The following is a 12,835-nucleotide window of genomic DNA, read 5'->3' on the forward strand; positions in this document are numbered from 1 at the left end:
CCGGAAGACCCGGATTGACCGGTCGGGACAAGAGCGCCGCGAGACTTGGCGTGTGTCGTTGAACGCGGCCTCACCGCGCTCTTGAGGCTCGCTTTCTTGCGTGAAGTTTGGTGCCTGAACCGAAGACGGATCACGGACCCAAGTGTTTCTTTGCGTGATTTGATCGCGAAACAACGTGCCGATTCTAAAGCTCTTGCTTGAGGAGATGCCCTGTGGCTCCGCGCGTATTGATTTCCGATTCCCTTTCGCCTGCGGCGGTCGCGATCTTCAAGGAGCGCGGGGTCGAGGTCGATTTTCGGCCCCATCTCGGCAAGGAAAAGGAGCTGCTGGCGAGCGTCATTGGCGATTTCGATGGCCTTGCGGTTCGCTCGGCCACCAAGGTCACCGCCAAACTTCTCGCCCTGGCCAGTAAATTGAAAGTCATCGGCCGCGCCGGCATCGGTGTGGATAACATCGATATCGCCGCCGCAACGGCCAAGGGCGTAATCGTCATGAATACGCCGTTCGGCAACTCCATCACCACCGCCGAACATGCGATCGCTATGTTGTTCGCGCTCGCCCGGCAGATACCCCAGGCGGATGTCTCGACGCAGGCCGGCAAGTGGGAAAAGAACCGCTTTATGGGCGTTGAGATTACCGGCAAGCTGCTCGGCATCATTGGCTGCGGCAACGTCGGGTCGGTCGTTGCGGAGCGCGCCCTCGGTCTCCACATGCATGTCATTGCGTTCGACCCCTATCTCTCGCCGGAACGCGCGCTCGATCTCGGGGTCGAGAAAGTCGATCTCGAAACCCTTCTTGCCCGCGCCGATTTCATTACCCTGCACACGCCGATGACGCCGCAGACAAAGAATATCCTGTCGGCGGAAAACCTTGCCAAGACCCGCAGGGGCGTTCGAATCATCAATTGCGCGCGGGGCGGATTGGTCGATGAAAAGGCGCTGCGTTCGCTTCTCGACAGCGGCCATGTAGCGGGCGCCGCTTTCGACGTCTTCGTCAACGAACCGGCAACCGACAATCCCTTGTTCGGCCATCCCAATGTGGTCTGCACCCCGCATCTCGGGGCGTCGACCAGCGAGGCGCAGGAGAATGTGGCGCTGCAGATCGCCGAACAAATGTCGGAATATCTGATCCGTGGCGCGATCTCCAATGCCGTCAATTTCCCTTCGATCACCGCCGAGGAAGCCCCCAAGCTCAAACCCTATATTGCCCTCACCGATTGTCTCGGCTCGTTCGCCGGACAGCTTGTCGACAGCGGAATCAAGAGAGTCGTGATCACCTATGAGGGCGGCGTGTCCGAACTGAAAACAAAGGCACTGACCGCATCCGCGATCGCCGGGCTTTTGCGGCCGCTGCTTGCCGACGTCAATGTGGTTTCCGCGCCGGGCGTGGCCAAGGAGCGTGGCATAGCGATCGACGAAGTGACCCGCGCGGCCGAAACCGATTTCGAATCGCTGATTACGCTTTCGGTTGAAACCGAATGCCACAGCCGCTCGGTTTCGGGCACGGTCTTCCACGATGGAAAGCCCCGCGTCATCTCGATCAACGGCATCGGCGTCGACGCCGTGATGGCCCCGTTGATGATCTACGTCACCAATGAGGACAAGCCCGGTTTCATCGGCCGTTTCGCCAATATTCTCGGCAATGCCGGAGTGAATATTGCGACCTTCGCGCTCGGCCGCGACCGTGAGGGCGGCTCGGCAATTGCGCTTGTCGAGGTGGATAGCCCGGTGCCGGACAAGGTACTCGCCGAAACCGAAATGCTCCCTGGCGTCAAAGAGGTCAAGGCGCTGGCATTTTGAGGCTGCTGGCGGCGAACTGACGAGGAATGCGCCGCCACACTATTCGCCCCATTTCCTGCTGTGCAATTACGCAAACTGTTGCAGAATCGCATCGCGGTCTGGAAGAAGCGTGTTTGGACCTCCGAGAAATATTGCATTTAGAATTTTGCGGCGCACCCTCCTAGCCAATGATTTGCCGCTTGGAGAACCCGCTCATGTCCCGTTCGCGAAAAACCCTGCTGGTCCCGGCGCTCTGCACCGGGCTGATGTTCGGCCTCTCCCTGGGCCTTGCCGGGATCGCGCAAGCCGCCGATGTCGCCGCGACCCCGCCGCCCGCCCCCGCCAATTGGTGGGATACGATCACCGTCACCGGCGTGGTCGAGGGCGGCCTGACCCTCAATCCCGACTATCCGGGCGATGGCTTGAATTTCGGCCATTTGTTCACCGACAAGGCCAATACGCCGCTCCTCAACCAGATGCTGCTCACCGCCCAGCGGCCGCTCGATCCGAAGGCGACCGATTATGATTTCGGCTTCAAGCTGCAGCTGATGTACGGCTCGGACGCGCGCTACACCCATTATCTCGGCGAGTTCGATTACATCATCAACGACCGCAGCCAGTTCACCCCGGTCGAGGCGTTCGGCATCGTCCATCTGCCCTGGCTGTTTGCCGGCGGCATCGACGTCAAATTCGGCCAATATGTGACCCTCGAAGGCGCCGAGACGATCGACCCGACCACCAATTATCTCTACTCGCATTCCTACATCTTCAACTTCGGCATTCCGCTGGTCCACACCGGCATCATGACGATCTCGCATGTCGATCCGATGGTCGATATTTATCTCGGCGTCGACACCGGCGTGAACACCACCTTCGGCAATCGCCAGGGCGACAACAATGGCGCCGCGGCGTTTCATGGCGGCATCGGGCTCAATCTGCTCGACGGCAATCTGACGATTTTGGCGACCACCCACATCGGCGCGGAAAACCCCGACACCTTCGGGACCGCCCTCGCCTGCGCCTGCAATCCGAACCGGGCGCTTCGCTATCTGAGCGACATCACCGCGATCTGGAAGGCCACCGACTCCTTGACCTTCATCACCGACCTCAACTACATCCGCGACGACGGGTTCAAGGCGAGCGGCTATGGCATCGCGCAATATGCGATCTACACGGTCAACGACTGGCTGAAACTGGTCGGCCGCGGCGAGGTCTGGCGCGACAACAATAATTTCTTCGTCGCCGCCTTCCCGGGCAATTTCGACTTCGTGAATGTCGAATATGGGTTCCCGTCGACCGCGGTGTTCGGGCCGGCGCCGACGACCTATCTGGAGCTGACCGCCGGGCTCAACATCTCGCCGGCGTTGCCCGAGGGCCTGCCGTTTTTGAAATCGCTGACGGTGCGCCCGGAAGTTCGCTACGACGCTTCGCTGAACGGCACGACGCCGTTCAACGGCCTGGGCTTCCCGGCGTTCGGGGTCGGCACCAAAAGCTCGCAATTCACCTTCGGCGGCGACATCATCGCGAAGTTCTAGAGCGGGATGAGGAAAAGTGGAAACCGGTTTTCCGCCCGCATCCCGCTCTAAGCTTTTGGAACAAGATCACGTTCATGATTTTGGATCGAGTCAATCCAAAATCATCGTGATCTAGAGCCCGATCCCCAAAAGGCGTTTGACTTTTGGGACAAGATCAGGCGGCAAAACAAAGCCCGATCCCCAAAAGTTGCCCGACTTTTGGGATAAGATCAGGCGGGACGATAGAGCCCGATCCCCAAAAGTTGCCCGACTTTTGGGATAAGATCAGGCGGGACGACATGTGAAGCGAACGGCTCTACAGGCGCGCGTCGCCTGTTCCCGTCCCCGCGCGGGGACGAGTTCCGCCCGCTGCCGGGCGAAAGCCGATATGTCTCGTTTTTGCACCGCGCCCGAGGATCAGGGTCCGCTGGTTGCGTTATGGCCTGACCTCTTACGAGCCCGCGCCCTCGGAAGATGTCCCAATTGCGGGCCTGTTCTTGCGGCGGCGCGATTTCATGCTCGGCGCAATCAAGTCGAAGCGCCCGATCGCCGAAGGGTGCATCGACAAAAGCGCAATGATGCTGGGTCTCTGGATCCGAATACACATTCGGCCGAAAATATTTGCAGGTCACGCAGAGGCGCTGTGTCGGTAACGAAGTCAAGGCGCCACTTCGATGCCAATTCCTCAACGGACCGCGCGCCTCGGCAGCTCGGGCGCGCGCGGTTGCGCTGCCTTGACCGCACTATCGACGTAAGGCTCGAATTTCGCGAAGTTTGTGCGGAACATCTCGACCAACTTTCGGGCCGTCTCCGCGAATTCCTCGGGATCATCCCAGGTCTTGGCCGGATCGAGCAAATCGGATTGAAGCCCTGGCACCGCGCAAGGCACCAAAAGGCCGAAATGCGGATCGGTCCGAAAACTCGTTCCGACAAATAAGGAGCCGTCGAGCGCAGCCGTCAACAGTTTACGCGTAACGTGGATCGGCATGCGGCGGCCCACACCAAATTTACCACCGGTCCAGCCGGTATTGACGAGCCAGCATTCAGCGCGATGGGTCGCGATCAGGTCACGCAGGAGGTTGCCGTATTCGGACGGATGGCGCGGCATGAAGGGCGCGCCGAAGCAGGTGGAAAATGTCGCCTGCGGTTCGCTGATGCCTTGCTCCGTGCCGGCAACCTTGGCCGTATAGCCCGATAGAAAATGATACATCGCTTGGGCGCCGTCCAGCTTGGCGATGGGCGGCAAAACTCCGAAGGCATCGCAAGTCAGCATCACGATGTTCTTCGGGTGACCGGCGCGGCCGGTTGTCGACGCATTGGCGATGAAATCGAGCGGATAGGCGATGCGCGTGTTCTCGGTCTTCGAGGAATCCTCAAAATCCGGCACACGCGTCAAAGGATCGAGCACGATATTTTCCAGAATCGTGCCGAAGCGCTCCGATGCGGCGTGAATTTCCGGCTCCGCCTCGCGCGAAAGTTTGATTGCCTTGGCATAGCAACCCCCTTCAAAATTGAAAATGCCCTCTCCGCCCCAGCCGTGCTCGTCATCGCCAACCAAGGTGCGGGACGGATCGGCCGAAAGGGTCGTCTTGCCGGTTCCTGAAAGGCCGAAGAAAAGCGCCGTATCGCCATTCGCGCCAACATTGGCGGAGCAATGCATCGGCATCACGCGCTTGGCGGGCAGCAGAAAATTAAGATAGCCGAACACCGCTTTTTTGATTTCACCGGCATAGCTCGTGCCCCCGATGAGCACGATTTTCCGGCTGAAATCCACTGCAATGACTGTTTGCGACCGGCAGCCATGGCGGGCCGGATCCGCCCTGAACGACGGCAAATCGAGAATCGTCAAATCGGCGAGAAAGCTTGCCAATTCCTGCCGCGGCGGCCGGATCAGCAGGTTGCGGATGAACAAGGAATGCCACGCATATTCGGTGAACACGCGAACTTTCAGCCGATGCGCCGGCTCGGCTCCCCCGTAGAGATCCTGGGCGAACAGATCTATTCCGCTTGCATGTGCGAGCATATCCGCATGGAGCGCAGCGAAATGCTCCGGCGCCATCGCATTGCTGTTGTCCCACCAGATCGAAGTTTGGGTTAGCGCATCGCGGACAATGAACTTGTCTTTGGGGGAACGTCCGGTGTGGGCTCCTGTTTCCGCAGCCAAGGCGCCGCCTGTCGCGACCACCGCTTCCTTCCGCTTGATCGCTTCCTCATAAAGGCGGGGCGCATCCAAATTGTAGGAAATGCTTCTCGCATTCTTGAGGCCAAAACTGGCTGCGTCCGATGCCGAATTGAAGGAACCGATCTCGTGCATTCTCTTCTGCCTCTGCGCTGCGGGGACTCACCTGCGACAAGCCGATGCTACAAGCGCTTACCGCTGCCGCAAACGCAATCTTATCAACTCTCCGGCGCCGGTTTCGTTGCAGCTCGCCGTGAAGATTCGACAAGGACCGCCAAAGTGTCGCGCAGTTCCTGGAGGTTATGAACTGGACTTGGAAACACGATGCGAGCGGTCTGATCGTCGAAACCCAAATCCACACCTTCGGGATCAAGACCTGTCGCCTGCCATGCGCCCTCGCCCTTGCCCGCAAGAACAGTCGCAAACAGGTTCAACACATTTGGACCTTTTGCATTGATCTGGGCGAGCGCTTGTGTTTCGGCCTCGATCAAGGCTCCAGCACCCTCGATCGAGGTGCCAATGGCGGTGGCGTTAAAATGCGCCGCCCGGCCAAACCCGCCGTTCAGATGCACCTGGTCCATCGCCACTAGCCAGAAAGAAAAATCCGCAAAATCGGCGTAGAGCGCGGATTTCGGATGCCGCGCGAGAAAACGCGTCTTCAGCGCCGCGCGACGTTCCGGATCGGAAATAACTTGACCTGTACCGATGATCGTAATGCGCGGATGGGCGAGCGGATCGCCCACGCCGGTTTGCACAAGGAGGATCGAAAGATGGGGATCGGCCTCCAGATGCCGGGTATGGGCGGCAAGCCGCGACAAAAGCAAAATCGGGCTGCCGTCCGGCGCGGTCGCGACGTTGACAAGACTGGCAAAGGGGAAAGTTTGGCGCGGCACCAATGTCGCAAGCGCCCCAGCGCGAATCGTGCGGAGCAATTCCTTGGCTTGCGCCAAGGCATCATAGGTGTCCGGCCCTGCGGCAGGCGGCGACTCTTCGCCCATCACCGACTGCATTTTCTCTGGCGCCACATTCGCCTGCCTCGCTTAGAGAGAGGCCGACTTTTTGGCCGGCCTCTCAATTTAAATTTCTGCATCGCCAGCGCATAAGCAGAGTGGGAGGATAACCACTTACCGCCAGAACAACGCAAGCAGAATTATGATGGGAATCGGCACGCCGAGAAGCCAAAGCAGAACACTGCGCCCCATGGAAAAGCTCCTATGTTGTTGGTGCGCCCTGAACGTGTTGGTACTGGAAGGGTTCCGCGAGCATCGCAGCAATGGTCGACAGTGCACGGGACGCGGCCAAGTTTGCCGCGCGGTGCAAATGCGCCCCGCGCAAATTCGACTCAGGACCCCAGGGCGCGCTTTGCAACACGGAGTTTTGCGGGTTCCTGTCGCAGAAGTCCCCAGGATCTAGCAATGTGAAAAGTTGATGAAATTCCGGCATCGCGCGCGAAGGATGCAGGGCTCAGCGGCAAACCATGAATTTTTCCGTCGACGGGAACGCCGTGAGCCATCCCGTCAATGCTATAATGCTCGACAACGACAGTCCCCGAACTATCGCGCCAGGATATGCGTGTCTGGCCGTCGACTTCATCTTCCCTCGCATCGGTCTCGTCGACTTGATGGATGTCGATCCATTGCCTGACCAGCGCCGACGCATTGGCCGGTGTGACGACGTCGTCGTGGCTGCCGTGCCAGACTGAAATTTTTGGCCAGCGCTTTTGCCCCGGCGACACTTGCCGCACGAGATTACCCCATTCCTCGGACGTACGGCCTTGCACATAGGCCATGGCCTTCATCGCTTCGAAAGTGCCCGAGGCCGCTCCATAAGGAAGGCCTGCGATGATCGCGCCGGCGACAAACAGATCGGGGAAAGCCGCCAGAAGCGCGCAGGCCATGGCCCCGCCCGCGGAAAGGCCCGTCACAAAGACGCGCTTGCGGTCCAACTTATGATCAAGCAGCATTGTTTCGACCATGGCGCGGATCGATGCGAGTTCCCCATCGTCGGGCCGAATATGCTTTTCTTCGAACCAGTTGAAGCAATTTTGCGAATTGTTCTTACATTTCTGTTCTGGAAAAAGAACTGCGAACCCATGTTGCTGAGCCAGCGCGGACCAACCGGTGCCCTGGTCATATTCCCGTGCTGTCTGCTGACAGCCATGCAAGGCCACGACCAACGCCGACTTCTTGGATTTGGGTGGAACACAGGAAAGCATCCCCAGATTGCCCGGATTGGAGCCGAATTGCCCGCTTTGATGCATTGGGTGGATTTACTCCCGACTCTTTCGAAGTGACGCCCGCGACCTCGCGTTAGCCGGGCAGACCCAGGTCACAACGTCACGTCGATGGCTCAAATTTGCATTGGATGAAGGCGCGGGTGAGGCGACGGCATGCGTAGTCCCACGCAAACCACGTGCCCAATCGAGAAGCAAGACCTATTCGGGAAAAACTTGGCGCCGCCTAATTGATTGGCATCAACGATCAGTTTGAAGCGGTACCGCCATGCGCAAGCGAAATCCCTCCGGGGCGAATTCGACTTTGACATCCGCCCGAATCTGCTGCGAAAGCACGCGCTTCAGAAGCATCGACCCGAAACCGTCGCGCGACGGAGGTGTTACCGGCGGGCCACAGAATTCGACCCATTCGCAGAGAAGTGCGGGTTCTCCATCCTTGTCGATCAAGGCCCAGCCAACCTCAATGCGGCCTTCTTCCTTCGCCAAGGCCCCGTGCCGGACGGCATTGGTCGTCAGTTCATGAACCGCCATGCCCAACGGCACCGCAATTTGCGAGGGCAGTTCGACAGCCGGCCCCGAGAGATGAATCCGAAGGCCAAGATCGTCGGAATAGGGGCCAAGCTCCTGGGTCAGCAATTGCTGGAAGGAAATCGATTGCTGAGGCTGCTCGGTCATGACTGCATGGGTTTTGGCCAGCGAAGCAATGCGCCCGGCGAAGGCTTCCTGGAACGCCTCAATGGTCGCCGAGCTTTTCGCCGTTGTGTTCATCACGCCTTGCACGGTCGCCAACGTATTGCGCACGCGATGGTGTAATTCGCGGATCAGCAGAGCTTGCCGCTGCTCGGTGCGCACATGATCCGTAACGTCATTCCCCTCGATAAAGATTCCGGTAACCTCGCCGTGGGTGCCTAGGATCGGCTGCCCGACGAAATCGATGTAATGCTCCTCAAGCTCGCAGTCCGGCGCATCCTGCAAGAAAATGCGCGTCTTGCGGCCAACATGAACTTCCCCGGTCTCGAATATTTTGTGCAGAATGCGGGGATAGTCCTGCCCTTCGGACTCCGGCAATCCTTCCCGTAATGGCTTGCCAATGAGATCGCGACCTCCGGCCAGCATCAGAAACGCAATGTTGACCAATTCGAACACAAGATCGGGCCCGCGCAAGACGCACATAAAACTCGGGGCTTGCATGACCAAGCGCCGCAGATGATGGACAGTCGCCAAAAGCGTCTGGTTGAGCACCTGCACGGACCCAGCCATTTGCACGAGTCCCTCGCGAGGCTGTGGCGCCGGCGGCAGACCCGTCAGATTCTTCGATAGCTGAAGTTCTGAAATATCCTGAGCATTCTTGAGCAGATATTCGACCTTACCATCCTTGTCGCGGATCGGTACATGGGTGCAGGTCCATAGACGCTCTTCGGCTCGGCCATTGATCGATACTGCATAGGATACCGACGGAAGCACGTCGACGACCCCGGTGTCCCGTACGCGGGTCAACGAGTCCTGCAAGATCCGTTGGCTTTCGCCGGTGGCGGGAAAGGCCTTGAAATAATTGAAACCGATCAGAGCCTCGCGCGGCTGCAGGGTCGCGTCAAGAAAAGCTTGATTCAAGGCGACGATCGTAAAATCCCGGTCCATCACAAGGAATGGCGTCGGAACGCTATTGAAAATGGCCTCGAAATCCAACTTTCTCTCCTCCTGCCCCTTTCAGCTTAGGCAAACGGCTGATGAACCCGGTCGATCTCATCCTCGCTGCGGCCTTCGCAATACTTTGGGGTCGGCGACTAGGATGATCTGTCGCGAACAGGCGGTTGTGGCAAGGGAGGACACACTATAGAAAAGCACGCTAATCATATCAATTATCGTAAAGGGTTGACATTTGCAGCCTCGCTCCATGAGGTACCAAACCTGACCCGCACCGAAGCGGTGCTGGATCAACGAACAAAGACGAGCTACCAATCGTTGCGTAGACGGCGCGCCCTATTGCCGTGCCTTGGCCGTTGAACGCCCCTGCAGGCAAAGCGTTCGTTTGCGTGCCGTGCGCGCCTCAATTCGCTGAAGAAACGTGACCATGCCTTCGATCGAGCGCCCTATCCGCCCCGGCGACCATGTTTTCCTGGTCGATGCATCATCGTTTGTATTTCGTGCCTATTTCCAGTCCATCCGACAGGACGCGAAATATAATTACCGCTCGGACCGCTTGCCAACCGGGGCCGTGCGGCTCTTTTGCACCAAGCTCTTCCAATTCGTGCGGGATGGCGCGAGCGGGATCAAGCCGACCCACTTGGCCATCATTTTCGATAAATCCGAGAACTCGTTCCGCAAGGAACTCTATCCCCCCTACAAAGCCAACCGCTCGGAACCGCCGGAAGATTTGATTCCGCAGTTCCCGCTCATGCGGGCCGCCGTGCGCGCCTTCGGACTGAAGCCCATCGAGCAGGACCGTTACGAGGCCGACGATCTGATTGCAACCTATGCCTGTCAGGCGCGCCAGCTGGGTGCCGATGTTCTCATCATTTCCGCCGACAAGGATTTGATGCAGCTCATATGCCCCGGCGTGGCCATGTATGACCCTGCCTCGGGCGAAGCGGGCGCCAAAGGGGCGCGAGAAGAACGCAAGATCGGCGTCGATGAGGTTTGCGCCTATTTCGGCGTTCCCCCGGAAAAAGTCGTCGATGTGCAGGCATTGGCCGGCGATTCAACCGATAATGTGCCGGGCGCGAGTGGAATCGGCCTGAAGACGGCGGCGCAGCTCATCTCCGAATATGGAGATCTCGAAACTCTGCTCGCCCGCGCCGGCGAAATCAAACAGCCTAAACGCCGCGAAACATTGACCAATCCCGAAAGCGTCGCGCTCATCCGCCTTTCGAAGCAGCTGGTCTCGTTGGTGCGGGACGTGCCGCTTGAAGTTCCGCTCGATTCGCTCGGCCTCCAGTCGCCGGAGGGAAAAAAGCTGATCGCCTTTCTAAAGGCCATGGAATTCACAACAATCACCAAACGCGCAGCTGAAGCCTATGCCACCGATGCGGCGCTGATCGAGCCCGATCCCGATCTCGCCGGACCAGCCGGCTGGCGGGGGCGCAATGGGGAAATAATGGCCGAGGTAGCGCCAGCGTCGCCGGAAGGCGCCCCTGCCGCGGCGCCCCGACGCAACGCCCGCTACGGCGAGCAAATCCCGGCGCCGATCATTGCCACCGGACCCGGCCATCTGGCCGCCACCCGCGCCGCCGAAGGCCTCGCCCGGGGCTTCGATACTAAAAGCTATGAGACGATCTCGAGTTTTGAAAAACTCGACGAATGTATTCTTGCCGCCTTCGAAGTCGGCGTGATTGCAATCGATACCGAGACCTCTTCGCTGCAGCCGACGCAGGCCGACCTTATCGGCATCTCCTTGTGCAGCACGCCGGGGCGTGCCTTCTATGTGCCTCTGCACCATCGCGGCGAAGGCGGCGGCGATCTGTTCGGCGGCGGCGAACTGCTGCCTGGGCAATTGCCGGCCGACGAGGTGCTTGCCCGCCTCAAACCTTTGCTCGAGGACCGCGGTGTCCTCAAGATCGCGCAGAACATGAAGTTCGACTGGCTCATCTTCAAACAGCGCGGCATCGAAGTGCAGCCGGTCGAAGATACTTTGCTCTTGTCCTATGTGCTTGACGCGGGCCGCACCGATCATGGAATGGACGTGCTCAGCGAAAAACATCTTGGGCATAAGCCGATCCAATTCGGCGAGGTTGCGGGCACGGGCCGCACCTTTATCGGGTTCGCGCGCGTGGCCATCGACAAAGCGACCGAATATTCGGCCGAAGACGCCGACGTTACCTTGCGTCTATGGCGAGTCTTGAAACCGCGCCTGCCGGCAGAACGCATGACCCATGTCTATGAAACGCTGGAACGCCCGATGATCGAGGCCCTGGCGCGGATGGAACAGCGCGGGATCACGATCGATCGCGCCATTCTCGCGCGGCTCTCCGGCGAATTCGCGCAGGACATGGCGCGGCTCGAAACAGCGATCCACGAACTCGCGGGCGAAACGTTCAATCTCGGTTCCCCGAAGCAGCTTGGCGACATTCTGTTTGGCAAGATGGGGCTTCCCGGCGCCAAGAAAACCGCGACCGGCGCCTGGTCGACCGCCGCCGGCGTGCTCGACGATCTCGCCGCCGAAGGCAATGAACTCGCCGCACGGATCTTGGACTGGCGGCAGCTTTCCAAACTCAAATCGACCTATACCGATGCCCTGCCCTCCTTCGTCAATCCGGCGACGGGGCGCGTGCATACATCCTACGCGCTTGCCGCGACGACGACGGGCCGGCTTTCCTCGTCGGACCCAAACCTGCAGAATATTCCGGTGCGCAATGAGGCCGGGCGAAAAATCCGCAAGGCGTTCATCGCGCAGGATGGCCACAAACTTATTTCGGCAGATTATTCGCAGATCGAATTGCGGCTGCTTGCCCATATCGCCGATATTCCGCAATTGAGAGCGGCCTTCGCGGAGGGCCTGGATATTCATGCGATGACCGCCTCGGAAATGTTCGGCGTGCCGATCGCGGGCATGCCGCCGGAGGTGCGGCGGCGCGCCAAGGCAATCAATTTCGGAATCATCTACGGCATTTCGGCCTTCGGTCTTGCCAATCAATTGAGCATCCCGCGCGAGGAAGCGAGCGCCTATATCAAGCGCTATTTCGAACGCTTCCCAGGCATTCGCAGCTATATGGATCAAACGAAAAAGGTCGCGCGCGAAACCGGCTATGTCACCACGATCTTTGGCCGCAAATGCCATTATCTGCGGATCACCGCCTCAAATCCCTCGGAACGCGCTTTCAACGAGCGCGCCGCGATCAACGCGCCGATTCAAGGGTCCGCCGCCGACATTATCCGCCGCGCCATGGTCCGGATGGACGAGGCCTTAGCGCAAGCCAAGCTTTCAGCGCAAATGCTTTTGCAGGTCCATGACGAACTGGTTTTCGAAGTGCCTGACAGCGAGGTCGCAGCCACCATCGACGTGGTGCGCAAAGTGATGGTCGATGCGCCGCATCCTTTTTTGCAGCTCGCGGTGCCGTTACAGGTCGATGCGAAGGCGGCACAGAATTGGGACGAGGCGCATTGAGGGGGGCGTTCGTCAAATGATGTGTTTGTC

7 protein-coding genes and 1 pseudogene are annotated in these 12,835 nt (G+C 59.2%); 4 read left to right on the forward strand and 4 right to left on the reverse strand.

Annotation, left to right across the window (positions count from 1 at the left end; translation table 11 throughout):
- Nucleotides 1–212 precede the first annotated feature (212 nt).
- The 3 genes from CU048_05930 to CU048_05940 all read left to right on the forward strand — a co-directional run bounded on the left by CU048_05930 (nt 213) and on the right by CU048_05940 (nt 3,945).
- A complete protein-coding gene (locus CU048_05930; GenBank protein ID QBR70895.1) occupies nt 213–1,799 on the forward strand; it encodes a phosphoglycerate dehydrogenase in 1,587 nt (528 codons plus the stop codon).
- Between the two features lie 245 nt (nt 1,800–2,044).
- Nucleotides 2,045–3,313: a porin gene (locus CU048_05935; protein QBR72699.1), complete on the forward strand. Its 1,269-nt coding sequence runs from the start codon at nt 2,045–2,047 to the stop codon at nt 3,311–3,313.
- 410 nt (nt 3,314–3,723) lie between these two features.
- Nucleotides 3,724–3,945, forward strand: a complete 222-nt coding sequence (locus tag CU048_05940) for a hypothetical protein (protein QBR70896.1) — start codon at nt 3,724–3,726, stop codon at nt 3,943–3,945.
- A 32-nt stretch (nt 3,946–3,977) separates the two neighbouring features.
- Here the strand turns inward: CU048_05940 and CU048_05945 are convergent, their stop codons facing one another.
- From CU048_05945 to CU048_05960, 4 genes and pseudogenes are all read right to left on the reverse strand, one after another.
- Entirely contained in the window at nt 3,978–5,606 is a 1,629-nt protein-coding gene (locus CU048_05945) for a phosphoenolpyruvate carboxykinase (ATP) (protein QBR70897.1), read from the reverse strand.
- Between the two features lie 83 nt (nt 5,607–5,689).
- Entirely contained in the window at nt 5,690–6,469 is a 780-nt protein-coding gene (locus tag CU048_05950) for a pyridoxamine 5'-phosphate oxidase (protein QBR72700.1), read from the reverse strand.
- 344 nt (nt 6,470–6,813) lie between these two features.
- Nucleotides 6,814–7,731, reverse strand: a complete 918-nt coding sequence (locus CU048_05955) for an esterase (GenBank protein ID QBR70898.1) — start codon at nt 7,729–7,731, stop codon at nt 6,814–6,816.
- A 213-nt stretch (nt 7,732–7,944) separates the two neighbouring features.
- Nucleotides 7,945–9,387 (reverse strand): annotated as a pseudogene (locus CU048_05960) (histidine kinase).
- A 388-nt stretch (nt 9,388–9,775) separates the two neighbouring features.
- On the opposite strand from CU048_05960, the gene CU048_05965 reads away from it, so the two are divergent.
- On the forward strand, nt 9,776–12,805 hold the full coding sequence (locus CU048_05965) for a DNA polymerase I (protein QBR70899.1): 3,030 nt from the start codon (nt 9,776–9,778) through the stop codon (nt 12,803–12,805).
- Nucleotides 12,806–12,835 lie beyond the last annotated feature (30 nt).

The organism is Beijerinckiaceae bacterium (assembly GCA_004564215.1).
Lineage (GTDB): Bacteria > Pseudomonadota > Alphaproteobacteria > Rhizobiales > Beijerinckiaceae > Methylocapsa.

Bases quoted from the DNA above. Each gene is read 5' to 3' on its own strand.
- CU048_05935 (QBR72699.1), top strand. From the start codon at position 2,045: ATGTTCGGCCTCTCCCTGGGCCTTGCCGGGATCGCGCAAGCCGCCGAT.
- CU048_05945 (QBR70897.1), bottom strand. From the start codon at position 5,606: ATGCACGAGATCGGTTCCTTCAATTCGGCATCGGACGCAGCCAGTTTT.
- CU048_05950 (QBR72700.1), bottom strand. From the start codon at position 6,469: ATGGGCGAAGAGTCGCCGCCTGCCGCAGGGCCGGACACCTATGATGCC.
- CU048_05955 (QBR70898.1), bottom strand. From the start codon at position 7,731: ATGCATCAAAGCGGGCAATTCGGCTCCAATCCGGGCAATCTGGGGATG.
- CU048_05965 (QBR70899.1), top strand. From the start codon at position 9,776: ATGCCTTCGATCGAGCGCCCTATCCGCCCCGGCGACCATGTTTTCCTG.